We start from the raw sequence: 26,416 nt of genomic DNA on the forward strand, positions 1-26,416 counted from the left end.
AAAAGCAACGTCAGCGTTTTCGCTCTTTCATTCTTTTGCTCTTTCCCAGTTAAAGAATTCCCGTCTCCGCATACTAGTCGTCCTATCCGTGCTATCCATTGTGGGCATCCTGGCTGTGCAGGCGGTTTGGGTACGTAATGCCTATGCGCTACGTGAACGGCAGTTTCGACAGACGGCGTTTATTGCCTTGCAGGACGTAGCAGACGAGGTGGCCCAACTTAACCGGTTTACACTCAATCGATATGCCGTTACGCAGATTTCCGCCGACTATTTTATTGTCAATACCGACGCCCCAATCGACCCTGCTACGTTAGAAGGTTTCATCCAGAAATCGTTGCAGGCACATAACCTGATTACTGATTATGAGTACGGTATCTACAATTGCGAAACCGACCGCATGGTTTATGGAGCTTATGTAAGTACCAGCCCCACGCTTAAAAATCGTAGTCATCTGCCGAAATTTTCGCGCTATACGTATTATTTCGGAATTCGCTTTCCGAATCAGTCGGCTTTTGTGGCCGGGCAGTTGAGTGGCTGGCTTTGGTCGACAATAGCCGTGTTGCTGGTGGTCATTTTCTTTGGATATACGTTAAGTGTCGTATTGAAACAACGTCGGCTCACCGAAGTGCAGCGCGATTTCATCAACAACATCACCCACGAATTACAGACGCCCGTTTCGACGATACGTATCGCGGCTGATGTGCTCCAATCGGAAGGCATAACACAACAACCTGATCGTCTGAAACAATACGCCCGCGTTATTCTGGAGGAAAGCCGGCGGTTGCAGAAGCAGGTCAGCAACGTACTGCAACTAGCTCGCTCTGAACGTACTGGTTTCGTATTGGACGTAGCAGAGGTCGATTTGCACAACGTAATGACAACGGCTGCCACTACGTTCGGCCCGTCGGTTCAGCTAGATCTTACCGCCACCGACGCCCATATTCAGGCCGACCGCTATCACCTCGAAACGGCGTTGAACAACCTGATTGATAATGGCCTGAAATATTGTATTCAATCGCCCTGCGTAGTGCTGCACACCCATATCGAAAACAATCAACTTATCTGGTCGGTACGGGATAATGGAATTGGCATCGCTCCGGAGCATCAGAAGGCAGTTTTCCAGCAGTTTTTCCGGGTTACTTCGGGTCATGCTCATGACGTAAAAGGGTTTGGCCTGGGCTTGTACTACGTTCGACAGGTCGTTCGGGCGCACGGCTGGAAGCTCACACTCACTAGTGCACTTGGTCAGGGAAGTATGTTTACGGTTGTTACAAAGAGCGAAAGAGTGAATGAGCGAAAGAGCGTAAAGCTACTCACGACTTCAACATCCTTTGTGGCACTCTTTCACTCATTCACTCTTTCGCTCTTTACACTTTGATTCCTGCACACATTCTGTTCGTTGAAGACGACGTTAACCTGGGGTTTGTGATTCGCGATACGCTCGAAAATGTACCGTTCGCGGTTACGCATTGCACCAATGGCCCTGATGCCTGGACGGCTTTTCAGTCGGCTCAATTTGACGTTTGTCTGCTGGACGTAATGCTACCTCAGAGCGACGGTTTTACGCTGGCGCGTCAGATTCGGGCGGTCGATACGCAGGTACCGATTCTGTTTTTGAGCGCGCTGGCGAACAAAGATGACCGGCTTCAGGGACTTCGACTGGGTGCCGACGATTACCTCACAAAGCCATTCAGTATTGAAGAACTTATTCTGAAAATCAACGTATTTCTCCGTCGCACTACGTCGAATGGTACTACGTCCAATCTGCCCATTTCTCCCCTACTCGACCGTCAGAATTTGACCCTCACCGTAAACGGGCAGGAGCAACTGTTAACGCATCGCGAAGCCGACGTACTGGCCTATTTGCTCGAACGGCCTAATACACTCGTCCGTCGTGACGAACTGTTACGTGCTGTCTGGGGCGATGATGATTACTTCATGGGACGTAGTCTCGATGTGTTTATTTCGAGGCTTCGGAAGCGGCTCGTCCATCATCCGAACGTCCGTATAGAAAATGTACACGGGGTAGGATTTATTTTAAGAGAGTAATCACCGAAGTTTGCACTCTGCTACGTTGGTCAATAGGCACCGACAGGCTCTCGAAATCAAACTATTATGACGTATCGATTATCTGCTATTACGTTTCTTATTGCCCTGCTTGCTCTGGGCTGCAAAACCAACAAGCTTCCTACTGGCACCAAGCCCACCACCGCCAGTATTACTGAAGAAGGATTTCTGACCTGTTTCGCGCCGGGCACGGCTCTAAACAATCAACCTGTTTGGTGTGAGGCTTCGGCCGTTTTGTTCGACGGAAAAAATCTACTCATCGCCAACGATAAAGATATGCCATCGGGGCAAAGCCCGGTACTTATGACATCAGTTGCCAAACTCGCCGATTCAACACAACTACCCGTAACAGTGGCTCCGTCTGCGTTTTCGGCCAGTCGGAAATACGAAGATTTTACCCAAACACCCGACCGGCGTTTTGTGCTGATTACCACCGCTTTCGACCGAACAAAACCTGGTAGTCATGACTGGGACAACTACAATACCATTCTATATTGGAAAACGGGGGATGAGCAACACCCGAACGTATTAGCCCCCGACGAGACCAGTCGTACGTCCATTGCTTACCGGCAACGTATCGCCCAAGTGCTGGCAAACAACGAATTTCCGGGCGCAATGCCCTATTTCAAGATAGAAGGGTTGGCCGCTACAGATCGTCAGTTGTTGTTCGGCATTCGCGAAGAAGGAAAATCGTACGAAAGCTTTACGTATCGGGCAAAAATTATCAGTGTATCGTATTGGACGGAAAAAAGGGGCGATGTGGAACGTATCAGGCTAAAGGACGACTGGAGAATTATCAATGATTTCGATATCGCCCGGGCCGATCCGACGCTGCCAAAACCGCTGGCTTTATCGAGTCTTGAGTACGATGGGCAACGTAAGTGTTTCTGGATGCTGACATCTCAGGAAGCTAACGGCCAACTGGATGCCTATTTGTGGTCCATCACGCCAGAAGACCTTTACGCTAATCGACCGTTTACCCTTATACGTAACGAACAGGGGCAGCCGGTACACACGCCTGGTCATAAAGCCGAAGACGTAACGCCTTTAGACCAAAATCGTCTCCTTCTCATTAGCGACGACGACCGCGTTCGTACCACAATAAAAGGGCAAATCCGCCAACCAAACCAGGCAGCTTATACGATTCTAAATATTCAGCATTGAAATTGGATGGAGCTAATTGAATTTGAGTGCTTTTATTAAATTTGTATAAACATGGTATGTTTTGGCCCACAAGAAGCTGACTTATGAAATCACAAGGCTTTTCGCTAAACGTTGAAAACCCTTGTTCATCAAGTTGGGATTCAATGGTGCATACTCAACACCGAAAATACTGTTCAAATTGTGCTAAAACTGTTATCGACTTTATAATCTTAACTGATGAAGAAATTATTGATATAATTCATAATCCAAATAGTAAAATTTGCGGGGTTTAGGAAAGAATCAATTATATCGATTATTTAGACAAAAAAACCGTTTAAAGTTAAACACTAGGATTTACAAGCTGCTGGCTGGACTTGTCTTTTTTCCTTTCAGGAACAACTAAATGCCCAAAATTAAACTAGTATAAATACCCAAACGGAACTTAACAAATCGTTATTTAGCACGAGAAATGACGTAAATACAGAACGTACGGCGCTTAATGACAGTTTAAAAAATACTGTTTCAGGGAAAATTCTGGACGCAGAAACCAACGAGCCACTTGCTGGTGTAATTGTCACCCTTAGAAAGGGAAATAACAGTACAACCACAGATAAAAACGGATTATTTACATTAAATATTCCTGAAAATTCATTAACTGATTTAATGGCCTTTGGAATTAGCTTTGTTGGATATATTTACCAAGAGTATGAATTTAAACGACAAGATTTACCAATTCACAAAGATCAAATTTTTCTACACGGTGACATTACATTATTAGGAGAAGTTGTAATTATAAAACAGAAGCGAAAGTGGTAGCAACGAAAAAATAAAAATTGCGATTAACATCGCTACCTTAGTAGTTCAATAAAAAGAAGCCGTTAAAATTAGTAACGGCTTCTTTTTATAACGCATTTTCGAAAAAGGCGCGAAACTCTTCTTATTGAATCGACCCAAAGAAAGCATACGTACCCGTAACATACTCCAGCAGACCTGAACCATGATTGGCACCTGGCATCGTTTTCAGCTCTACATTGGTAGCTCCCCGCTTTTGCATAGCGTCATAGGTATTTTTTGAGTTCAGGTAGGAAACAATATCGTCGTCATCGCCATGATATAACTGCGTACGGGTACGGGGTTTCCAGTCGTGAATATCGTTGTCCTGAACAGCCGCCAGAAACTCTTTGTCGGTGCCCTGGTTGATAGCTTGCTTAAACGTATCGGTAAAAGTCGTATTCAGACTAACATTTATGCGCGCATCTTTTCCCTGCGAAGCCACCTGTGAAGCATATGGTTCCTTAAAATAATACGTCATCGGTCGGTTCAGCCCGTACATACGGTTGTACGTCAGTAATACCCACAGATAAAGCTGGTTATTGTAATAGCCAGTCGTTTCATTCAGAATCTGCCGCATGAATGCGGGCATATCGTACGGGCCGGCGCCACAACTCGATGCCACCAGATTGAACTCATTACCTGTTTCTTCTTCGATTTTTTTCTGTAACGCCATCGTCGCATACCCGCCTTCCGAGTAGCCAGTGATGTATAATCGATTATTCCAGTTGACATTACTATCAGTCAGGAAATTACGAGCAGCCCGCAACATATCGAGCGATGCCGTCGCCAAGCCATTTCGGTTGATGTACGTATGTGGAACGTCTTTCGAAGCCCCATATCCAATATAATCCGGAGCCACGATGATGTATCCCTGCGAGGCAAAGACCGACCCAAACAGATAAGCCTCACTGCCAGATTTATAATTCGAAGGCGCATCGTTTTCGCTCACAATCGTACCATGTTGTGTACTGATCATCGACATGGGCGCGGTTCCGTCAGGAACGAGAATTGCACCTGACGCCTTGATAGATTTACCGGCCGCATCCGTAGTCGTGTAGTCGAGTCGGTATACTTTAATACCGTTTCGGATGAAAATCTGCAAAAACGAATAGGAACCCGCATAGCGAGCTTTTAGCTGACTAGCCGAATATTCGCCGATCAGTGAGCTATTGACCAGGGTACGTACAGGCGTAACGGTCTCAGTCTCACTTAAAGTCTTGCAACCCGTTGGCGCAACGAGCAACGTAACAGCAATAAAAAGGAGAAGAAAGATTGATTTAGCAGTCAACATTCTGTGAAGATTTATCCATAAGATAGGTATAGTAATAACGTAAACCGCTCCGTTTTCGTTTGCCTGAATCAGCGTTTGCCCTCTGAATTAAAGAGGCAGAAAATGGGGTAAATCTCTTTCTGAACGCTGTCCTGCTCGCAAGTTTTTGGCTATTTCAAGTTCCTGATATCCAATTACTGTTTAACGACGCTTTTTGTGGAACAGGTTCCACAGATTAGGCATCTAGTTTCCCGCTTACTCTATCAGATTACTTCCTCTGTTACGTATTAATAAAAGCTATTTAGCTAAGACGATTTCTAAATAATTCATTACATATCAACCTGTTACGTGTTCAACTTTTTGTTTTCTCGATTCAGTCCGTTCAGTCTGGTATAAGGTTTGGGCGAACTCAGGTAGTAACAAACATTCACAAAACTATGAATCGTGTATTGAAATCAGTGGGAACGAAGACGCTGGCCGCACTTACAGCAACGACTCTTCTATTTAGCCATGACGTATCTGCACAAAAGCGTGGACTTAATAAAACAGAAAAAGGAGCCATAGTTGGAGCCAGTGGTGGCGCTGTAATTGGCGGTATGATTGGTAAATCAAAAGGTAAAACAGCGCTGGGTGCCATTTTAGGAGCTAGTGTTGGTGGAGCCGCCGGGGCCGTTATTGGTCGCCGGATGGACAAACGGGCCGAAGAGTTAAAACGCCAGATGCCTGATGCTCAGGTTGAACGTGTTGGCGAAGGTATTAAGGTATCGTTGGGTTCTGATATTCTGTTCGACGTAGACTCCTACGCACTTAAAGCTGAGACGCGGAAACAATTGACCGATTTTGCGGCAACGCTTAATAAAGAAAAAGACACCGACATCCGGATTGAAGGTCACGCCGATGCTACAGGTTCTGAGGAACACAATCTGAAATTATCGAAGAACCGGGCTAACTCAGTGGCCGAATTTTTGGAAACACAGGGTGTAAAAGCCTCTCGTGTCGATGAGAAGGGATACGGCGAATTACAACCGGTTGCTGACAACGCAACAGATGTAGGACGTCGGAAAAATCGTCGGGTTGACATTGCCATTTTTGCGAATGACAAAATGAAACGCGACGCTAAAGATGGTAAGCTCGGTGAGTAATTTTTTGCAACCTGTTGTAAACACTATGTGTCTACAACAGGTTGCTCTACTTAATACAGACTAATTAAAAATGGCTACGGTGAAGAAAGGCGATAAAGTTGAATGGCACTATGGTCGTGGGAAAGGGGAAGGAACAGTCGCTGAAGTACATCCTGAAACCATTACACGCAAGGTTCAGGGCGCTACCGTTAAACGGAAAGGCTCTGAGAAGGAACCAGCTCTGGTTCTTAAACAAGGTGACAAACGAATTGTGAAATCGGCCAGTGAAGTCACTAAAAAATGACAACCTTATGGAAACGGCAGTTATTGATGAGAAAGAAAAAAAGGCTATTCGCGCTGAATTTACGAAGGTAGTAAACATGTCGGTGGCCCAACTTGAGAAATGGCTCAAATCGGAAGAGTCAAAATCGGTTGGCCAGCGAAAAGATGGCGATAGTGAATCGATTGGTCATAAATCAGGAAAACACATCATCTCTTTTCTCAAAAAGAACGTCCATGAGTTGACCGATGACGACTATGACCATATGGAAAAAGTCATCAGTTACATCAAACGGCATAGCGCTCAGCGTCCTGACCACGTTGCGGGTTCGAACTGGGCCTATTCCTTGAAAAATTGGGGACATGACCCCGAAAAATAAGACTTTCTGATTTACTCAACACTCCATTAAATGAATAATGAATAATTATCTGCCTGATAATCAAACAACAGCGAAATAATAATTATTCACTCTTTTAAAAGAAACGTTATGAATGTGAAAGAAACACGGGGCGAAATCCTCGACCAGCTCAACCGGTTGCTCACCATTAATCAGGACGCTAAGGAAGGTTACGAAAAAGCTTCCGAAAGCGTAGAGGACAGTGAATTAAAAAGCTTATTTCTGACCCAATCGGCCCAACGGGCTGAATTTGCGCAGGAACTAGACCGCGAAATTCGGGCATTGGGCGGAGAACCCAGCGATAATACCAGTATTGCCGCCGATCTCCACAGAGCATGGATTTCAATAAAAACCGCTTTTTCCAGCGACGATGATAAAGCTACCGTTCAGGAATGCCACCGAGGTGATAAAGAAGCCCTGAATACATATAACAGCGTGTTACAGGAAACAGATCTTAGCGCCAGCACTCGCGAACTCTTACTGCGACATAAGCAAAGCATTGATACGGCCAATTCAACAATGGCCCGTCTGGCCTTGGTAGTGTAGTGAATGGTGGGATTGGAAAGCCTGTCTCCTCTGGGGGCAGGCTTTTTTGTTGCTGTCAAATCAAAAACAATACGCTTCCAAATCGATTTAGTTATATAGGATAGCCTCCCGTATGGCCCTTTAACGTAACACGTTCAACAACGTAACAGACCACCAGACTGGTCGTAAATTGATAGACAATGAGTAAACCATCTAACGCAACATTATCACCCCGATCTATCCAAACCAAACAAGGAAAACCATATCCGCTCGGCGCTACGTATGACGGTGAAGGCGTCAACTTCGCTCTATTCAGCGAAAACGCTACGTCCGTTTCGTTGTGTCTTTTCGATACCGAAAATCCAGGTCAGCAGATCGCCCAGTTTCCAATTGCCGAACGTACTGATTTTGTGTGGCATATCTATCTGGAAGGCTTTCAGCCGGGTCAGTTGTATGGATACCGGGTCGATGGCCCCTACGAACCACAGAACGGGCACTTTTTTAACCCGAATAAAGTCTTGCTCGACCCTTACGCTCGTGCCATCAACGCCCCGGTAAATCACAATGACGCCTGGCTGGGTTACGATCGCCATGAGCCAACTACCGACGAGGAGGGTGCGCGTGAATACCTGACGATGAATCAGGAAGACAGTGGTCCGAGCATGCCCAAAAGTGTAGTCGTCGATACGTCGTTCGATTGGGAAGATGATACTGCACCGGACGTACCCCTCCATCGTTCCGTGATTTATGAGATGCACGTAAAAGGGTTTTCGCATCAGCATCCCACGATCGACAAACGTATCAAAGGCACTTATGCGGCTATCGGTACGTCCGAAAGCGTCGATTACCTTACAAAATTGGGTGTAACCGCCGTCGAATTGTTACCAGTTCATCAGTTCACCGACGAAAGTTACTGGGGCTACAACAGCATTGGTTTTTTCGCGCCCCAGAACACGTATTCATCGTCGGGAATGAACGGCGAACAGGTTTTGGAGTTCAAGCAGATGGTCAAAAATCTGCACAAAGCGGGTATCGAGGTCATTCTGGACGTAGTGTATAATCACACCGCCGAAGGTAACCAGCTTGGCCCCACGCTTTCGTTTAAGGGTATCGATAATCGAATTTACTACCATCAGGTTGGCGACAATCCAGAGTACTATATGGATTATACGGGCACGGGCAATACGTTCAACCTAAGCCACCCGCGTGTGTTGCAACTGGTGATGGATAGCCTGCGGTACTGGGTAACGGATATGCACGTGGATGGTTTCCGATTCGATTTGGCGTCGGCACTGATACGTACCGACGAGGAAGTTGGGCGCGTTTCGTCATTTCTGGATACCATTTCACAAGACCCAATCCTGCAACGGGTGAAGCTCATTGCCGAACCCTGGGACATTCACTCGTATCATGTGGGCGGTTTTCCAGTAGGCTGGTCGGAGTGGAACGGCAAGTATCGCGATACGCTACGTTCGTTCTGGAAAGGTGACGAAGGTAAAGCCAACGAAACAGCGCTACGTCTGCTCGGCAGCCCCGATCTTTACGCCGGCGACGGTCGTTCGCCAGCCAATAGCATCAACCTGATTACGGCGCATGATGGCTTCACGCTCAACGATTTAGTCAGTTATAACGACAAGCATAACGAAGCGAATGGCGAAGACAACCGCGACGGCTCCAACGATAATCTAAGCTGGAACTGTGGCGTTGAAGGCCCAACCGACGACCCCGCCATTATTGACCTGCGCGAACGCCAGAAGCGGAATTTCCTGACCACGATGCTACTCAGTCAGGGAACACCCATGATTGTGATGGGCGACGAATATGGGCGAACACAGGGTGGCAACAATAATGGCTACAATCAGGACAGCGAAATCAGTTGGATGAACTGGCACTGGAACGAGCGCGAACAAGCTTTGTTTGAGTTCACCAGTCAGTTGACCGCGCTACGTCGTGACATTCCGATATTGAGTCGGCGTCGGTTTTTTGGCAACGAACAGGTGGCGTATTTACTCCCCGATGGTGGCGAAATGACGGGACATGACCTTGAAAACCCGCATACGCATTGCCTTGCCTTATTTATAGACGGAATGCGCGTAACGGAACAAACCGAAGACGGTCAGGATATTGGCGACGAACAATTACTCTGGATTCTCAACGCCTATTGGGAAGAAATTCCATTTATGTTACCCAAAATTGGTCGAAAAAAATCGACATGGAAAGTCGTGGTTGATACGTCCACGGGGCAGGTAAATCCCGACCATTCAGAAGCACCAGGCGGCAAAACATTCAACGTAGCACCACGTTCGTCGATGCTGCTCCGACTGACGTAGCGATATGTTACGTAGCATGTGAACGTAGTACGTTCTTATAAACGAAAAGGGTAATCAGAAACAAATTCTGGCTACCCTTTTTTGTATGGTAACGTATCAGTACGTTTATTGGCCGCTGTTAGAAGGTAGAAAGAAATTATCGTCCACTTTTCCTGTCGTCGCTCATCATCGTTCTAAATCGTTTCAATTCTGATCCTCAGTTAATGGGCATCCGTACCTTTCTTCACCTGATTTTCTGCATTGGTCAGTGGGCGGTTTTCTGCGCAGTGGGTTGGGGGCAACCAACCAATTACAGAACGATTGGTCGGTTTGATCATTTATCGGCCGAACAGGGGCTTTCGCAGAACTGGGTACTTTGCATCTGGCAGGATCGGGATGGCTTTCTTTGGCTGGGAACTCGGGACGGGCTGAATAAGTACGATGGCTATTCATTCACAGTTTATAAACCTGACCCCGCCGACCCAGATAACACCTTCAGACACAACGTAATCACCGACATTTACGAAGACCGGGCTGGCCGAATGTGGGTTACTACGTTAGGTGGTGGCCTTCATCAATTCGACCGACGTAGCGGAAAAGCAATTGCCTATCGAATAGACCCTACCCGCATCTCCCTTCGCAACGTAATGTTTTCCATCACCGAAGACGCGGACGGACATCTGTGATGCATTATAGGTGAAAGATGGAAAGGGGCAATCTGATAGACTACCCCTTTTTTGTGATGAACCGATTTTACGACAACGAATGCTCGTTTATGCCTTCACCTTGACTTGAAGAAAAAGGTCCTCGGTAGTCAACGCATCATTAAAGTCGGCTTTTTCGGCGCTGTTCATTAACTGCTCACGGGATTCCAGAATTTTCTCATGCAGAGACTTTTTACCCGAATCCTGCCCAACCATAAGTTCGTTCTCATTCATGATGACAAGCCGCCCTTTAGTACGTCTTAGCAGATCGGTAATCAGGTCCCGATTTGGCATGGTGTTTTTCCAGCCATCACTAATAATGTCATAGTCGAGCGTTGCCATGGCTGTCAGGTCAGGGTGTGTCATCATTTCGACACCCTGCCGCTTGGCGGTTCCATTGTGACTCAGGTGGTGCGCTACCTTGTAGAAAACCGTTCGGTTTAATAGGTCTTCGGTCAGTGGCTTTATGCCATCTTTTCCTTTTATGGGCCATTTTATATCCTTATGCCAGCTTTCCCAGCTGCCAAATTCAGCATCGCCGGGAAACAGCATCACCCGCCCGCTGTCAATAAATTCAATAGCCAACGCTAAACTCAGATTATTGGTGGCGCTGTTCATCCGCAGGGCCAGTGATCCAGCACTATTAAGCCATTCATGGTCGATGGAGCGCCAGTTATCTCTTGTGTAGGCCTCTGGCTTTTCATCTTTTATGTACGTATCATCGAACGGCAATACACTACCCGACGACTGCGGCTCAACCAGGTTTAGCATAGCTGTGGCGAAAGCATCGTTGTCTGTCAGGCTATTATTGTGACTGTGGCTAAAGGTTTCTCCGTCTTTACCCGATTCTTTTTTAATGGCTTCGATAGTTGTTGGCGGCCCTAATACGTAAAACCGAAGTCCTTCAACCACATTATCGATAATTTGGCCAGGATGCAGGTAGGTAATATTATTATTGGCTATTTCCTTTTTAACAACGCGCATCCCTTCAAGATCACCTGTATATACGCCCGCCCGCGCCGAGAAATGCAGGTCAGCAAACTGATTGACAGCGTCAGCATAATTGTATTGAAAGGCTACCAGTCCATTAGGTTTTGAGTCTGCTTCTATTTTTTGTTCGTCGCTGCCGAAACGTTCCTTCAGGGCTTGTGCCGTTGCGTTTAATGCTTTTTTCCGTTGGCCGTATTCGTCCTTCCACTGCTTTACCTTCTCCGTCAGTACGTCTCCGGGCTGTGCGGGATTATCGTTCTCCGTCCATCCCATCCATATCTTGTTAACAACGAAGTTCTTCGAGTTTTTAACTGTATTAACAAACAAATCACTGCATGCATCAAAGCCATACACATGGTCTTTATGCTCGTGTGTAACAACCAGCAGATCAATCGTTGGTACGTTATCTTCTCTGTCTTCGGCAACGTATTCTTTCAAGTGAGCAATAAATTTCGTCAACTGTTCTTTCGCCCCCTGCCAGGTCCCACAGTCGATCATCATCGTAAAGATGTTGTCTTTTTTCTTGTTTTCACCCGTAAAGAACTTCACGATAAAACAATCGCCGGTGCCCATTCGATACATCCGTACATCGGCATGGGTAATCTTTTTTGAAGATGGTTTTGGTTGCTTAGCCATGGTTCTTTCGTATTAATGATTGTGCAGGAATGCAAATGGCTCGCCATGCGTAAGGGCATTTTTAAAGTATAGACTGTAGTCAGTCATGCCCATTATTCCTATACCATGTTGATACTGGTATTGCTGCTCAATCCGTGCCTTATCCATTTTCCGGGTTTTCAGATCAATCTGCCGACTCTGCGGAAGGTAGGCCATCCGTGCTGTGTCGAGCAGCGGCTTAGCGATGGCGTAGCGTAATGCCAGGGTATCAAGATCGAAAATGAGCGTACAGCCGCCACGTAGCACGAAGGCTTCCCGGACTTTTGTTCGTCGGCTGGGGTCGAAGTGCTTTTCTTTGACAGGGGCGTCTACGTCAAAAATACCCTGCTTCAATTTCACGCCGGAGCGCTGCAATAGGGAGAACACAATTTGGTTAACCTGTTTACCCTGTGGACCAATTCTCGACACTAATCGCAGGTTTTGCACTTCAAAAGCTGGATCGTTCGGATTTGATCGGGAAGCATTAATGCCAAAGTCTTTCCAGTCGCCACTAAACACTAAACCCGTCAGTTTCTCAAACTCGCCATCGTTATCAAACTTCCCAAAAATCCGGTCGTGAAGCCCTTCAATATCGTTATCCTCATCGCCCCCCATGTATTTTTGGGTTATCGTATACGTCTCTTTCCGATCCTTCACATACATCACATCATTGCGATACTTACGCAGAAAGTCTGTCAGAATCCCAAACAGGGGATTCTGGCTTTCGCGTGGATGGGCCTCGAACTGCAAACTTTCAACGCTCAACGTCTTGATACCTTTGGGGTAAATACCGCGCCGACGAAATGCATCGATAAAGGCCAGTCGATAGTTTCGGCTGTCATCGGCTACCAGATCGACATCAGCGGTAATAATGGCCCGTAGGTAGTCACCGAACGTAATATCGACTGGGGGACAATAGTCCAGCGCCCGGATGCACATCTGTAATACCTGGTCGGCGGATTTGGCGGCTTCGTCGGCTAATCGGTTTACCAGGTCGACGGGCAACTCACCGGCCGTCAGTATACCCGTGCCATTAGAGGCAATCCGCAACAAATCAGCTATGCGGCTTTTATAGATGTTTATGAAAGCTTCAAAAACTGCGGCCACCAGAATACTGCCCCTGGCATGAGGTTCCAGTATGGTCCGGTACTCCTCAGGCAGAGGTGTTTTCGGCCTCCACTGCCCTGTTTTTTCGTCTACTTCGCCAATAGCATCGCGCAGGCTGCCATAGTTGCCAATAGCCGACCCAAACTGCTGGGCCAGTTGACCGAGTATATTTTGATCGGCCAGATTACCCCGCGTTTTCTGAATTTGATTTTTCAGTACGTCAGGAAAGGTAAAATGCTGAAACAGAGCAACAATATCAGAGAAAGCTTCGTGAAACGCTAGTACGTCGGGGTTGGTCGGCTCGTTATAATTCCGTTGCATTCCATCCAGAATAGCGTGCGTTGTTTCATGGGCGATGATATCGTGGCTTAGGCAGGTAAATACCAGCGACGCAGGCATCTGAATACTTTCGTTAGCCGGAGCAGATGAAAAATATCCGAACAATAACGCCTTCTTCCTGGGGCTATAGTAGGCATTAGCTTCGCGCAGGGCGTGGGGATAAATGCGCAGGCGGGCTACATAGTCTTCAAATCCATTGGCACCGGGCCGACGTGTAGCCCACAGGATTCTACGTCCCAGAGCCCGCTCGAAATTAGTTATGGTTGTCATCACAACGGCATACACCATCTGCTGATGAAATTGTGGATTTCCTTCACTGGGGTCGAGCCCGTCCTGCGCCAGAATGTATTCGTTGTTTAAATCGACAGGTAAATAGGATTTTTGTACAGTAGGGTCATAGTCAATCACCTCTACGTATTCGCCAACGGGGCCAACATCCAACGTACCACTGTCTGCTGTTTTCCGGTCTTCCCATGGCACTTTATAAACGATAGTGCTGATAGGGGCCGTCTCCATCTGTAAGGCCAGAGCAGGATCGAAGGCGTATCCTCTCAATTTTCGAAAAGGCGGTCGTGGAGTCGATGTCATACAGAAATCAGGTTAGCGTATTTAGCCAAAACGTATCACTTTGCGGGCAGTAAGCAAAGTAAGAACTTGTTCGTGTACATGTATAATTTTCACGCTGAACTTTCAGACTAAGGTAGGAGACGTATTCATACATATGTACGTGAAATTCCCCCATATTTTAACCGGACATTTCCGGGCGCTTTTAAGCCATAGCTACAACAAAAAGCCGCGCCTAGATTCAACTAGCGCGGCTTTTTGTTTAGCCTATGTCTCTTTATGAATTACGCCACAGCTTCGTACAGTTCTTCGCGTTGCGTTTTCACCCGCGCATCCACAATGAACTCGTCATAAGTCATCAGTTTGTCGATGATACCCGCCGGTGTAATTTCAATAATGCGGTTGGCAATAGTGTGTACAAACTGGTGGTCATGCGACGTAAATAGAATCGGGCCTTTGAAATCAATCAATCCATTGTTGAGCGATTCGATTGATTCGAGGTCAAGGTGGTTGGTGGGTTCATCGAGCATCAATACGTTCGCACCCGAGAGCATCATCTTCGAGAGCATACAGCGCACTTTTTCACCCCCACTCAACACGGTCGCTTTCTTGAGCGATTCCTCACCCGAAAACAGCATCCGGCCCAAAAATCCCCGGATAAAGCTTTCGTCTTTTTCGGTCGAATACTGACGTAGCCAATCGACTAGATTCAAATCAGTCTGGAAGAATTTATCTTTTTCGGCGTCAGTCGGGAAGTACGACATCGTAATGGTGATGCCCCATTTGAACGTACCGGAATCCGCTTTCCGTTCGCCCGCCAGAATGTCCATCAGGGCCGAAACAGCCAGCCCATCGCGACTATACAGGAAAATTTTATCTTTCCGGTTCACGGTAAAGGACAGATTCTCAAACAGCTTCGTACCGTCTTCAGCCGTATACGTAAGGTTTTCGACTGTCAGAATCTGGTCGCCAGGTTCGCGCTCAGGCTTGAAATTGACGTACGGATACTTCCGAGACGATGGCTGAATATCATCAATAGTCAATTTTTCGAGCAGTTTGGCGCGACTGGTGGCCTGTTTCGATTTCGAGGCATTGGCCGAAAAACGACGGATAAACTCTTCCAGTTCTTTCCGTTTGTCTTCCGTTTTCTTATTCTGGTCCTGCCGTTGCTTCAAGGCCAACTGGCTCGATTCGTACCAGAACGAGTAGTTACCGGCAAACAGCTTCACTTTGCTGAAATCGATATCGACAATCTGTGTACAAACCTGATCGAGGAAGTGGCGGTCGTGTGATACCACGATAACGGTATTGTCGAAATTGGCCAGAAAGTTTTCGAGCCAGATACTCGACTCTACGTCGAGGTTGTTCGTCGGTTCGTCAAGCAGCAGAATATCGGGATTACCAAACAGTGCCTGCGCTAGCAGCACCCGCACTTTTTCGGAGCCGTTGAGGTCGGCCATCTGAGCGTAGTGCATAGCTTCTTTAATGCCCAATCCAGACAGCAGGGCAGCCGCGTCGGATTCAGCGTCCCAACCGTTCATTTCGGCAAATTCGGCTTCCAGTTCGGCCGCCCGCTCACCGTCGGCGTCGGTGAAATCGGTCTTTGCATACAGCTCGTCTTTTTCAAGAGAAATGTCATAAAGCCGCTTGTTGCCCATGATAACCGTCTGTAATACCGGAAATTCATCGTAGGCCGACTGATTCTGGTTCAGCACCGACATCCGCTCACCGGGAGAAATGCTCACACTACCCGTCTGCGGCTCAATTTCGCCCGATAAAATTTTAAGAAATGTTGATTTCCCCGCGCCGTTCGCGCCAATCACGCCGTAACAGTTACCGGGGGTAAATTTTATATTAACGTCGTCAAAAAGTACCCGCTTACCATAGCGGAGAGAGACGTTTTGAACCGATACCATATCTTGCTTTTTCGTTCAGAATGAACCGCAAAGATACGAAATTTTAGCGGGAAAGACCTTCGGCGTGTTATATAGTAGAGACAAGGCATGCCTTGTCTCTACAACAACCCTACAATCAAACATTATCAACCGATTTGGGGCAGCCGTAGCCTGAACTCTCCTGCACGGAACGACGAAATTCACTGGGCGTCAAACCTGTTACGTTCTTAAATGCTTTGTTGAATGACACTTTGTTATTGAAACCAACCTGATAGGCCACTTCAATAATATTTAACTGCTGCCGGGGAAACTGCCTCAATAACTCCCTTGCTTCCTCCACACGTAGCGAATTGACGTACTCAAAAAAGTTCATGCCCAATTGTTCGTTGAGCACCTGCGAAAGGTGATGGCGGCTGATGTTGATACGTTCAGCGACAGTATCCAGTCGCAACTCATTATCGTGATAGAGCTTTTCAGTGATCATAATCTCCTGAAGCTGCCGCGCAAACCGATTCGCCAGATGCGACGACAAACCCGAGTGCCGATAACGCATCTCAGGCTCAGTCGATTCCTGTATATCCAGCGAAAGCCGTCTTGGATCATCAAACGGTAACTCTCCAATCGGTGTGGGTTGGTTTCCAGAATCCATAGGAGGAGGCTGGCTATTCTGGAAAATCGTTGGCTGAACGTAGGCTAGGTAAGCGACAAGGCCAATAAAAAATACCATACTGAATGAAATACCATAATCCCAGGAGCGATTGAAAAAGGACAACTGAACCAGGGCGTAGTACGACCAGTTTGCCAATACAAAACCTACGTAGCATAGGCTAGTCCACCGCGCCCATTTAGCCACTTCCCCCAGGGATTTAAATAAAGGGAGAATACGTAAAATAGCAATGGCATACAGCGACAAATGGGCCATTATAAGCCAGGGAAGGACGTTATAGAACCAATGAGCTATCTGGAAATCGGAAGCAGGATAGATTGAACGTAGCAGCGTCAATATCAGATGTATTCCCATGCCTACGATATAAGGCAGCGCATGAAGGAGCTGCAATCGAGCCGAGACTGGCTGATGTAATAACTCTTTGAGATACAGATAAAACAGGCCTCCGAACAGAAAAAAAAGCATTACGGCCGGCCGGCTGAGGAAGGGAAAATATTGAATGTAATTACTCCAGTAGAGGACGTAGTAGAATAATACCAATGAAAACAGAACAAGTATGGCCGCAACGTATCGGATTTGATGCCGTTGCGGGCCAGCCTGTTTTAACAGAAAGGGCGTCAGAAATATCCCCAATAAAGCCATGAGCCCAAAGGCTGTTGTCCACTGGTCAAGGTCTGGTTGGTTCATTACCGATAAGCGAAAAGTAAGCCATTAACAATATGATACGTGTCCTGTAGAAAGAGATAGTTTATTGTCATTAGACCATCCACAGCCCTTATAAAACCGTTAAGGTTCGGGTTATCGGGGTTGGCTTCGGGGTCAGGAGTTTAATTTCCCTCAGTTCTACCTCCAATCCATTCGACACCTTTATTATATAGTCGCCATCTTTCAGATCGCTCACATCAAGCCGGAATCGTGCGGTGGTATCACGCTCCTGCATTATTTTCTCAAAATACAGTTTACCAGCAGCGTCAGCGAGTTGTAGATTAACCTGGCCGCCAAGCTCTTTATTGACGTTGATGTTCAGCTTACCCCCTGCCGATATGTACGTACTCATCTGAAAATGAGCAAGTTTGGTCGGGCGATCTCGTCTACCCGACTGCTTGTCGGAACGGTCAGTGGTAGAATCACCAGGAGTCAAAGTAAAGGTCATTAGCAGCGATAAGAGGAGAGTGTTCATAGGTAGATTGCTGTAGCACGTTTAGGAGATTGAGTTCATTTTGTAATTCTCTGTAATAAAGACACGCTAATAAGACAGAGTTGTACTTTTTTATGTGAAAGGTTATTATAGTCCAAGAACGGTAAAGGCTTCTTTAAAAAGCAACATTTTGAGCCTAAGAATAACTTTATATCAGGTGATTATTTTCTATTTTGTATAAGTTATCCATTCAAACAATAATAAACTAAATAGTTATCGCATTTTTCATTAAATCGTAGTGTTATTTGCGAATTTATTTATGTATAATGCAGAATTTATTATTTGCTATCTATCGTATTATATATACTCACAAATCCTAGAGCTATTCGTTAACAATTAAAAGTACTTTGAATACCATTAAACATTAATACATACACTGATGTTCGGTAACACAAACACAAAATACCTATTGACTATCAAAAGATTAAGTCAATAGGTATTTTATTCATCAGTTTAGGTCAAGAAATAATTTTGGTTGATGGCTACTGAAATTTATAATAAAATCATTGGCAATAAATACGTACTTGAATTAATAGAAAATGTTGTATTGATTTTTGATTAATAATTATTAACTATTTTCCACGAAATTTCACCCAATAAATAGTCAGGGTATTGTTAATTATAAATAACAATACCAAACTTTTATGTAGGTACTATTTGTCCTAAATGCTCACATAGCATTATTTAGAAAATATCCAGACAGAAATCTTTCGCTTGCTTCATTGTGGAAAATCATCTGAATGAGCAATGACACTATTATTCATCAAGATGATTTCCCGAATAGTATGCGTTTTCACCAGTACTCAATACAAGTATCCAATCCACGCGATTTGCGAAACTATCAGCTTAAATCAGTTTACGATACGTACCCGAACTGGCGTCGGTACGATCTCGGTACCATTATCGAGTGTTACCAGAAACAGAAACGCGATCTCCGTGAAATTTGGCAGGGCAACTGGTGCTGTTACCACTGTCGGGTACTTCTGCTTGAAATTGGCAATGGTTGTCGTGAAAACCGCTGTGGTTCCACTACCCGCAATTGGTGCCGAATTATAAGCCGTCGTAGACGTAGCAGCATTCAGCGTTGCTACGTTAATGCCCGTAGCTCCACCCACTACCTTTGTGATTTCTTTAATGGTACGTCCACTAGTTGCTGGAATCGACAGGGTAAACTGAATATTTCCACCAGCCGCCAGCGACGTAGTAACGTATGGATTAAATCCGTAAGTGGTTGCCCCCGGATACGTTACCGGCACATCCGGCCGGTTATCACGTACCAATTCACTGTAAATCAGATCGTCTTTGCATGATAAGCCGCTACCCGCCAACAGCGCCAGCAACAGACTTTTCAGAATATATTGTTTCATGATATTGCCAGGTTAAATCTGTAAAACGATTAGTCAACATCCCACCAGACCCGTACATTGGATTGCAGCGCTGGATTGGGGAAATTGGGATTCCGCTGAATCTCCCGGTTGATATACACCGCCCGAACGGGTCGGGTACCATCAACGCCGGCTGCGTTCTGAGAAGGCTGCAACGCTGGATATCCCGTCCGCCGATACTCATTCCAGAGTTCAATCCCATTACCAGTGAAAGCAATGTATTTCTGCGTGATAATCTGGGCAATTTTCTGCTCCGTCGTTCCGGTCAACGTAGCAACTGTTGGGTTAGCGGTCAGATAGGCCGTAATCTGGGCGGGTGTTAAACCAGCCAGCGTCATCGACGCCGTAATGCCTTCTGTATAAAGCGCCTGAGGATCGCCGGGAGTGCCTAGTCGAAGGGCGGCTTCGGCCAGAATAAACGCCCGCTGGAAGTTCGTGACTAACCGCACCGGCCCTTCACCATTATTGCCCGTTACGTAGCGGTTGTAGCGCGACCAACTAGTAACCGGCTGGGGCAGCGTTCCCCGAAAACCGTTGTCGATGGTGACGTAGTTGGCGGCCGGTTTGGTAAAGAAAACCGGCAGGCGCGGGTCGTTCAGGCTATTCAGCAGATTGAGATAGCGTGTACTTAAAATAAGCTCATCCCGAAAGGTGCTAACATTGGTATATATATGCCGTGGGTCCTGGCTCCCCACACTCGACCCAAACGTGAAATTCAAATCGCCACTGTTGGAATTGATGTAGTTATTTCCAGTTATCACTTCATTAATGACACTGGTGGCCAAAGCCGGCTCCTTACGGCTGATGGTCATCGCGAACTTGAGCAGCAACGTATTACCTGCCCGACGCCATTTCGCCAGATCGCCCCCGTAAAACAAATCCTCGGCACCCGGACGAAGGGCAGACGTAGCATCCAGGTCGCGGATACCTTCGCGAACCAGATCGAACAAACTCTGAATTTTAGCCGTGGCGTTACCTTTGTAAATATCCTCCTGCTTGTCTAGCCGAGGAGCCGTAAAAGCTTCGCCCTGGAGAGCCTCCGAATACGGTACGTCGCCCCAGAAATCCGTAACCAGACTAAACCCATACGCTTTTATGATTTTAGCAATTCCGGAGTAGGCTTTCGAGTTTGACGCGTCAGCCAGTTCGATCAGTTTTTGCGCATTAACCAAACCTCCACCGTATATGTCGAAGCGCCATTCATTCTCAAAATCAGCGCCATTGGTCTGGTAAATATCATAGTTCTGAGGATTGCCGCCCGCACCCGACAGTTGCTGAGCAACGACCGAACTAAAGCGATTCAACTCGTTGGCATTCACGAAGGCTATTGCTGCCTGCGAACTGGGCAACAACACCGCTGGTGTAACCGAAGTCGGGTTATTCGGCGTTACGTTAACGTCCATGAATTTACTACAGGCACCCAGCCCCAGAAAAAGTGGAATGAGTACATAACTTTTATACAGAATACGTTTCATGTGTCTGTTGAAAAAGAAGTGATTAGAACGTGAGTCGGATATTCCCACCGTAATTCCGGGTGTTTGGTGGCCCATTGACGTCCAGGCCCTGAATGTTACCCGCTCCCTGCGTATTAATCTCAGGATCAGCTGGATAGCCGGGGGCGTAGAAATACAGATTGCGACCGCTGACGCCTACCGAAATTGAGCCAAATGGCGTTTTACCCAGCAGGCTTTTGGGCAGCGTGTAGTTCAGGGCTACTTCCCGCAGTCGGTACACCGTAGCATCGAACACAGCCGATTCAGCGGCCAGCCCCCCCAACGCTAAGTTCCAGTACACCTGCGAGCTGAGCTGAATATTGTTTGGCCGGAACGTACCGTCGGCATTCTGAATCACGCCGGGCAGGGCTCGCGGTTGATCGCGCTCAACGCCCGTTACGTAGAGGGTACCATTAGCCCGTGCATCGGTCAGGCTGAAAGAGTACAATTGTCCCCCCTGGCGCGTATCGACCAGCACCGATAAGGCAAGTCCCTTGTAGGAGAACGTATTGGTCAGACCCGCGATGTAGCGCGGTTGCGGGTTGGCAATCACCGAGTTAGCCAGTGCTGGTGCAAACTGTCCCGACGTACCATTAATGACGAATTGGCCAACGTATTGTCCGGTCGGGTCGTAATAAAGCCCACCGGGGTTTGTATTCTGCACCCGAGGATTAGCCGATCCTACAATCACTCCATAAGGCAACCCTTCGACAATAGACGGGTTGATTCCCGTAAACGCATTCGCACCGGAACCCACCAGGTTCGTGGCCGAACTGGTAATATTCGAGGAAATGATGTTGGTAGCAATCGATACAACTTTGTTCCGAATGAGCGTATAGTTCAACGTAGCATCCCATTTGAAACCGCCTGCGCGCACGGGTGTAGCCGTCAGAAGAAGTTCTACTCCCCGGTTACGCAAGTCTCCTACGTTGGTCGTACGCGTATCGTAACCCGTTGAATTGGAGATTGCTACATTGAAAATCTGGTTAATACTCCGGGAGTCGAAATAAGAGGCATCAATACTCAGGCGATTCTTGAAGAAACCTAAATTGACACCGACCTCGTATGACGTAACAAATTCCGGCGTCAGGTTATTATTGCCAATGCGGCTGCTGACCGAAAAACCAGGTGTACTACCACCAGCGACCTGTAGCGGAAACGTAATACTGGCTGAGTTATTTCCGAACGTAGAGCCAACAAATACCGAGTTCAGCAGATAGGGGTCGGCATCGCGGCCTACCCGTGCAATACTGGCCCGCACTTTGGCATAAGACAGTACGTTCGAATTGATCTTGAAGGCATCGGAAGGCACGAAACTTACCGATGCCGCCGGATAGAAGTATGTATTGCTTGTGCTGGGCAGCGTTGACGACTGATCGGCCCGGCCCGATAATTCCAGAAACACGTAATTGTTATAGTTCAGCGACAATTGTCCGTAATAACCCACCAGCCGCCGAACGGTGCTGAATTCACCGGTTCCCGTATTAGCCGTAAAGACAGTGGCATTACCTACATTGTAAAAACCTGGAATGGTCAGTGAAGAAGCATCGACCAGTACCTCCTGAGACTTGCGCTGGTTAACATTATTACCCAGCAACAGGTTGGCATTCAGCCCTTCCATAAATAAATTATCCTTACGGGCCGAAATGATGAGGTCGCCGTTTAGCTCGCTTCTGAAGAAGTTGTTCTGCTGAACCTCGCCCGCAGGTGCACGTCCAGCCCCAATAGGCAGAATCAGTTTCCGGCGGTCGGTATACGTATCACCAGTGACCCGATATGATACGTTGAGCCACTTGGTGATATCGTAACCGATCTGAAAATTGCCGAAGAATCGGTCCACCTGACTGTCGAGCCGCTCATTGTTGACGCTCCATTGCGGATTATTGGCAGTTGTCGAATAGAAAATGCTACGTCCGTTCGCATCCTGATATGGCTCATTCGTCAGGTCGTAACTACGTGGTATGCGCGTAATCTGCCCAAAAGCACTGGCTCCATTTCCGCCCGGAATGGCCGACGACACGGTTTGTACGTACGTAGCAGTTCCACTAATCCGTACGCCATTCTGCAAGCGTGATTCGCCACCGAGTTGAATGTTGGTGCGGTTAAATTTCGAATTCTGAATAACTCCGTTCTGTAACGTATTGCCGATAGCCAGAATGTAGTTGCGGTTGGCATCGCCGGAAGCAATGTTCACCGAATTCTGAAGAATGCTACCCTGCCGATAGAAGTCCTGAACGTTGTTGGGATACGCCTGATAGGGCACAACCAACCCCTGAGTATTGGTTACCGACGTAAGACCGGATATAAAAGAAGGTCCCCAGGAGTTGGGCGAATTGGCCGTGTAAATGTTGTTGGCTCCCTGCCCGTACTCATTCTGGAATCGGGGCACGCTGCCATAAACATTCTGAATGTTATACGACGAATTGACCGTTATTTCGGTTTTGTTATTCTGATTACGTCCCGACTTGGTAGTAATCACAATGGCTCCCGCCGATGCCCGCGACCCATACAAAACAGCCGCAGCAGGCCCTTTCAATACGTTCACCGATTCAATGCTTTCGGGATTCAGATCGGCCAGACGGTTGGAGGGCTGGGTACCAAAAAGCGTGTTCTGGGTTAGGTTAACGTCGTTGCTGAAAATGATTCCATCAACCACAATCAACGGCTGATTACTACCTGTAAATGAAGTAGTTCCCCGAATGTTAATGTTAGTCGAAGCGCCCGGTGCCCCGCTGGAACTGATGATGTTTACCCCAGCCAGTTTGCCCTGTAGCGCGTTCAGCAGGTTGGGTTCGGAACGTTGCGACAGAAGGTTACCACTCACCTCCTGCGTAGCGTACCCCAGCGATCGTTTGTCACGCTCGATACCCTGAGCCGTTACCACAATCTCGTTTAGATTTTGCGCCCCACTGACCAGTGCAACGTTGATAGTGGTCCGATTTCCAATGGTTACTTCCTGACTGTTGTAGCCAATGTAGCTGAAGATCAATTGCGCTCCCTGTTGTACACCGAGTTGATAATTACCATCAGAATTGGTTGTGGTTCCCCGGTTTGTTCCTTTTACCTGGACGCTCACGCCTGGCAACGCTAAACCGTCTTCGGATGACGTGACGCGCCCGCTCACGGACACGTCCTGTGCAATTGCCCGGCCGCAAAACAGCCCTATGAGCAGGCAACTGCAAATACATAAGTTTCTCATGCTTGAGTAGAAGTTGACGACATGATGAAGTTGAAAAATTGATTGTCCTTCGCCTGATGGCTGGCGGATCTGGGTAGGGATAATCAGACGTCTATTGGCCTGATGTGTCCATCTGCGATTTCGCGTGACATCAAACGTTATCGTCAAATGACCGAATCCTAATGCTGAAATTGGTTAATCCCTATAAAGATTATCGTTTTTGTTAGGTGTCGAACCTCGTTGTTGGGTTGGCTGTTAGCTTCGATTTTAGCGCGTTAAACGGGCAGAGATACGATTCAGATAATGTTGAGCGCACTTTAAAGAACAAATGAGGTAATGTTTATCGGTATTATCCGATTTATTGAATCCACCCTGTATACTGCTACCCTATTCGGGAAAGACAGCCGCTAAATGGATCAATATGATTAAGTCTTTGTATACGGCCGGCAAACTGCTTGCCCAGTTGGATGACTACAAAGCGTATTTCCATCCCTGGTCCAATCCGTTTCCAAATCTGCGTACTGAAGCCCGTGTCGTTTCGGCCGAAATCCTGAATGGGCATTTGCTACCAGGCCTGACCGTTGAAGCATTCAACCCGGCTCTTGTGGATAAATACCTGTTTCGGGAAGCGAAAGCCAATGCTACCAACCTGGTTCCTACCTTCTATCTACACCTTCAACCAACCATCGACGGGCAACGGGAAAGCATTCGGACGATGGTGAAAAAGATTCGGCAGTCCGTAAAAAAATACAATCACGATTTTATCAACGACGAACAGATTGACCAGATCGAGCGACAGCTTCAACGTTTTTCCTTCGATCCGGCGCTACGTTATCTGTTCACCATTAAAATCGACGGGCACTTTTTTGGCGAGTACGCGCATTTTCGGGAGCTTTTTGTGGTCGATAAAACGCCCTACGCTACGTATTGGCGAAAATCGTCGGCTACGGATAAAGTATGCGCCGTAAGCTACGAGCCAGCGCCCGAAGTATGGGGGCGAGTTAATACGTTGGGGTTCACCGTCGAACGGGCTTCTTTCTCACGTAACGGTTTCAACGGAACAGAATCCTACAAAATGTTTCCGGTTGCGCCCGACGTAGCAAAAACGCTCGAAGGAGCCAAACGGCTGGTGTTTGACCGGCTGACGCGCTCATTCTTCGGCCTGAACTACTTCGTGATGCCCCGTTTTCTTCAACCCGTTTCGGATGCACAGGCCAGTGCCTTCTGGGCCGAGTTCTTTTTGCAATATAAACTGACTGTCAGCTCACCAGATCGCTCAACTGCTACGTTCATCAACCATGAATCCATTCTCAGCGCTATCGGTAACACCGACGTATTGAACCAAAGTCCGGTTAGTTATTCGGTATTTTTTTACGAAGAAAATCAGGCGCAGTTTGCCATCAGGCTTCATATCGCAGACATTTTGCCCACACGAATCAAGCAAATCCTTACTGTTAAAACATCGGTCGAGACCTGCTATCGGGCCTTAATGGGCAACGTATCGACGGAAGATGGTCATTACGAACGGTTTGGCGTTACGTTGGCTTTTATCAAAGATTATTTCGCCGATCAGGTTTCCGGTAAAGGACGTAGCAAATGGGCCTTCCGACCGTATTTCTTCCGCATCGTCGAAGCCGTTTTTTACCAACAGTCACTCGACCGTGAACAACTGCTTCGGGCATTTATGGCAAGCATCCGGTCCGCGTTTCAACTAGATGGCGAGCTGCCTGATTCATTCAGTCGCCACGTGCGTCATACGTTTGTGCTTCTTCGGTTTTTTCACCAACTAAAACTCTTTTCTTTTTCCGGCATGGAACCCACTCACCTGGAGCCCGTTGGGCTTTTACCCGAATCCTTTGACCAACAACATCCTGATTTACTGACACATCCGTTACGTCGGGCGGCTTTTTATCTCGGCTGCGAAGTAGCTATGCTGCTGGCCCGGCAGAAAAGTTTTTACCGCTCGGAGCCGTTCCGTCAGCATCTCAACGGTCTCAACCTCGACGTAATCCAACTGCGTAAAATCCACCTGAAACTGACGGCCAAAATGGGCGAATATGCCAATACCGCCGTGTATGACAGACGACATATTTTCGCGTCGGAGCTGGCACATATTGCCCAGCTCGACGCCTACATCGGCCCCGCCCTGCTCCTGGCCGACGATTCGCTCTCCAGAACTGATATTTCGTATGCGTTTGCCGTGGGTATGACCATGCAGAAGGTTTTCGCTGGTCAGCAAACCCGCGTCAGCCGGTCACGGAACAATAATCAGGTGCCTCACTATCCTGCAGCATAA

The 26,416-nt window shown here is 47.3% G+C and carries 20 protein-coding genes; 11 read left to right on the plus strand and 9 right to left on the minus strand.

From position 1 onward, the window contains the following. Positions 1–88: 88 nt before the first annotated feature. The 4 genes from IC229_RS14730 to IC229_RS36125 all read left to right on the plus strand — a co-directional run bounded on the left by IC229_RS14730 (position 89) and on the right by IC229_RS36125 (position 4,026). Positions 89–1,378, plus strand: a complete 1,290-nt coding sequence (locus tag IC229_RS14730; protein WP_317171576.1) for a sensor histidine kinase — start codon at positions 89–91, stop codon at positions 1,376–1,378. After that, positions 1,375–2,049, plus strand: coding sequence for a response regulator transcription factor (locus IC229_RS14735; RefSeq protein ID WP_223834000.1), 675 nt, complete (start codon positions 1,375–1,377; stop codon positions 2,047–2,049). The genes IC229_RS14730 and IC229_RS14735 overlap by 4 nt, the downstream gene beginning before the upstream one ends. Positions 2,050–2,115: 66 nt before the next feature. Next, positions 2,116–3,231: a hypothetical protein gene (locus tag IC229_RS14740; RefSeq protein WP_190887755.1), complete on the plus strand. Its 1,116-nt coding sequence runs from the start codon at positions 2,116–2,118 to the stop codon at positions 3,229–3,231. A 510-nt stretch (positions 3,232–3,741) separates the two neighbouring features. Next, complete coding sequence (locus IC229_RS36125; protein WP_394355949.1) at positions 3,742–4,026, plus strand: carboxypeptidase-like regulatory domain-containing protein; 285 nt, start codon at positions 3,742–3,744, stop codon at positions 4,024–4,026. 121 nt (positions 4,027–4,147) lie between these two features. Here the strand turns inward: IC229_RS36125 and IC229_RS14750 are convergent, their stop codons facing one another. After that, complete coding sequence (locus IC229_RS14750; RefSeq protein WP_190887756.1) at positions 4,148–5,335, minus strand: alpha/beta hydrolase family protein; 1,188 nt, start codon at positions 5,333–5,335, stop codon at positions 4,148–4,150. 416 nt (positions 5,336–5,751) lie between these two features. Between IC229_RS14750 and IC229_RS14755 the strand changes: the two genes are divergently transcribed. From IC229_RS14755 to IC229_RS14780, 6 genes are all read left to right on the plus strand, one after another. Beyond that, positions 5,752–6,456 carry an OmpA family protein gene (locus IC229_RS14755; RefSeq protein ID WP_190887757.1) on the plus strand — a complete coding sequence of 235 codons (705 nt, stop codon included), beginning with the start codon at positions 5,752–5,754 and terminating at the stop codon, positions 6,454–6,456. 70 nt (positions 6,457–6,526) lie between these two features. Then, a complete protein-coding gene (locus tag IC229_RS14760) occupies positions 6,527–6,739 on the plus strand; it encodes a hypervirulence associated TUDOR domain-containing protein (protein ID WP_190887758.1) in 213 nt (70 codons plus the stop codon). Between the two features lie 7 nt (positions 6,740–6,746). Beyond that, the gene (locus IC229_RS14765; RefSeq protein WP_190887759.1) at positions 6,747–7,094 is read left to right on the plus strand and encodes a DUF3140 domain-containing protein; all 348 of its coding nucleotides are present in this window, start codon (positions 6,747–6,749) and stop codon (positions 7,092–7,094) included. Between the two features lie 108 nt (positions 7,095–7,202). Further along, complete coding sequence (locus tag IC229_RS14770) at positions 7,203–7,658, plus strand: ferritin-like domain-containing protein (RefSeq protein WP_190887760.1); 456 nt, start codon at positions 7,203–7,205, stop codon at positions 7,656–7,658. Positions 7,659–7,837: 179 nt separating this feature from the next. After that, positions 7,838–9,967 carry a glycogen debranching protein GlgX gene (gene glgX, locus IC229_RS14775; protein WP_190887761.1) on the plus strand — a complete coding sequence of 710 codons (2,130 nt, stop codon included), beginning with the start codon at positions 7,838–7,840 and terminating at the stop codon, positions 9,965–9,967. A 203-nt stretch (positions 9,968–10,170) separates the two neighbouring features. Further along, positions 10,171–10,632, plus strand: a complete 462-nt coding sequence (locus tag IC229_RS14780; protein WP_190887762.1) for a ligand-binding sensor domain-containing protein — start codon at positions 10,171–10,173, stop codon at positions 10,630–10,632. Between the two features lie 87 nt (positions 10,633–10,719). On the opposite strand, the gene IC229_RS14785 is transcribed toward IC229_RS14780, so the two are convergent. From IC229_RS14785 to IC229_RS14820, 8 genes are all read right to left on the minus strand, one after another. Next, positions 10,720–12,276, minus strand: a complete 1,557-nt coding sequence (locus IC229_RS14785; RefSeq protein WP_190887763.1) for an MBL fold metallo-hydrolase — start codon at positions 12,274–12,276, stop codon at positions 10,720–10,722. Positions 12,277–12,288: 12 nt separating this feature from the next. Then, a complete protein-coding gene (locus IC229_RS14790) occupies positions 12,289–14,328 on the minus strand; it encodes a gluzincin family metallopeptidase (protein ID WP_190887764.1) in 2,040 nt (679 codons plus the stop codon). A 260-nt stretch (positions 14,329–14,588) separates the two neighbouring features. Next, positions 14,589–16,220, minus strand: a complete 1,632-nt coding sequence (locus IC229_RS14795) for an ABC-F family ATP-binding cassette domain-containing protein (protein WP_190887765.1) — start codon at positions 16,218–16,220, stop codon at positions 14,589–14,591. Positions 16,221–16,335: 115 nt separating this feature from the next. Next, positions 16,336–17,553, minus strand: coding sequence for a helix-turn-helix domain-containing protein (locus IC229_RS14800; RefSeq protein WP_190887766.1), 1,218 nt, complete (start codon positions 17,551–17,553; stop codon positions 16,336–16,338). Between the two features lie 88 nt (positions 17,554–17,641). Beyond that, positions 17,642–18,046 (minus strand): T9SS type A sorting domain-containing protein, encoded by a 405-nt coding sequence (locus tag IC229_RS14805; protein WP_190887767.1) that lies wholly within the window; start codon positions 18,044–18,046, stop codon positions 17,642–17,644. A gap of 869 nt (positions 18,047–18,915) precedes the next feature. Continuing rightward, on the minus strand, positions 18,916–19,431 hold the full coding sequence (locus tag IC229_RS14810; RefSeq protein ID WP_190887768.1) for a hypothetical protein: 516 nt from the start codon (positions 19,429–19,431) through the stop codon (positions 18,916–18,918). Positions 19,432–19,460: 29 nt separating this feature from the next. Then, positions 19,461–20,924, minus strand: coding sequence for a SusD/RagB family nutrient-binding outer membrane lipoprotein (locus tag IC229_RS14815; RefSeq protein WP_190887769.1), 1,464 nt, complete (start codon positions 20,922–20,924; stop codon positions 19,461–19,463). A gap of 22 nt (positions 20,925–20,946) precedes the next feature. After that, the gene (locus IC229_RS14820) at positions 20,947–24,141 is read right to left on the minus strand and encodes a SusC/RagA family TonB-linked outer membrane protein (RefSeq protein WP_190887770.1); all 3,195 of its coding nucleotides are present in this window, start codon (positions 24,139–24,141) and stop codon (positions 20,947–20,949) included. Positions 24,142–24,541: 400 nt separating this feature from the next. Between IC229_RS14820 and IC229_RS14825 the strand changes: the two genes are divergently transcribed. Beyond that, positions 24,542–26,416: a TM1802 family CRISPR-associated protein gene (locus IC229_RS14825; protein ID WP_190887771.1), complete on the plus strand. Its 1,875-nt coding sequence runs from the start codon at positions 24,542–24,544 to the stop codon at positions 26,414–26,416.

The organism is Spirosoma profusum (assembly GCF_014699005.1).
Taxonomy (GTDB): Bacteria; Bacteroidota; Bacteroidia; order Cytophagales; family Spirosomataceae; genus Spirosoma; species Spirosoma profusum.

Bases quoted from the DNA above. Each gene is read 5' to 3' on its own strand.
- IC229_RS14740 (WP_190887755.1), top strand. From the start codon at position 2,116: ATGACGTATCGATTATCTGCTATTACGTTTCTTATTGCCCTGCTTGCT.
- IC229_RS14750 (WP_190887756.1), bottom strand. From the start codon at position 5,335: ATGTTGACTGCTAAATCAATCTTTCTTCTCCTTTTTATTGCTGTTACG.
- IC229_RS14755 (WP_190887757.1), top strand. From the start codon at position 5,752: ATGAATCGTGTATTGAAATCAGTGGGAACGAAGACGCTGGCCGCACTT.
- IC229_RS14760 (WP_190887758.1), top strand. From the start codon at position 6,527: ATGGCTACGGTGAAGAAAGGCGATAAAGTTGAATGGCACTATGGTCGT.
- IC229_RS14765 (WP_190887759.1), top strand. From the start codon at position 6,747: ATGGAAACGGCAGTTATTGATGAGAAAGAAAAAAAGGCTATTCGCGCT.
- IC229_RS14770 (WP_190887760.1), top strand. From the start codon at position 7,203: ATGAATGTGAAAGAAACACGGGGCGAAATCCTCGACCAGCTCAACCGG.
- glgX (WP_190887761.1), top strand. From the start codon at position 7,838: ATGAGTAAACCATCTAACGCAACATTATCACCCCGATCTATCCAAACC.
- IC229_RS14780 (WP_190887762.1), top strand. From the start codon at position 10,171: ATGGGCATCCGTACCTTTCTTCACCTGATTTTCTGCATTGGTCAGTGG.
- IC229_RS14785 (WP_190887763.1), bottom strand. From the start codon at position 12,276: ATGGCTAAGCAACCAAAACCATCTTCAAAAAAGATTACCCATGCCGAT.
- IC229_RS14790 (WP_190887764.1), bottom strand. From the start codon at position 14,328: ATGACATCGACTCCACGACCGCCTTTTCGAAAATTGAGAGGATACGCC.
- IC229_RS14795 (WP_190887765.1), bottom strand. From the start codon at position 16,220: ATGGTATCGGTTCAAAACGTCTCTCTCCGCTATGGTAAGCGGGTACTT.
- IC229_RS14800 (WP_190887766.1), bottom strand. From the start codon at position 17,553: ATGAACCAACCAGACCTTGACCAGTGGACAACAGCCTTTGGGCTCATG.
- IC229_RS14805 (WP_190887767.1), bottom strand. From the start codon at position 18,046: ATGAACACTCTCCTCTTATCGCTGCTAATGACCTTTACTTTGACTCCT.
- IC229_RS14810 (WP_190887768.1), bottom strand. From the start codon at position 19,431: ATGAAACAATATATTCTGAAAAGTCTGTTGCTGGCGCTGTTGGCGGGT.
- IC229_RS14815 (WP_190887769.1), bottom strand. From the start codon at position 20,924: ATGAAACGTATTCTGTATAAAAGTTATGTACTCATTCCACTTTTTCTG.
- IC229_RS14820 (WP_190887770.1), bottom strand. From the start codon at position 24,141: ATGAGAAACTTATGTATTTGCAGTTGCCTGCTCATAGGGCTGTTTTGC.
- IC229_RS14825 (WP_190887771.1), top strand. From the start codon at position 24,542: ATGATTAAGTCTTTGTATACGGCCGGCAAACTGCTTGCCCAGTTGGAT.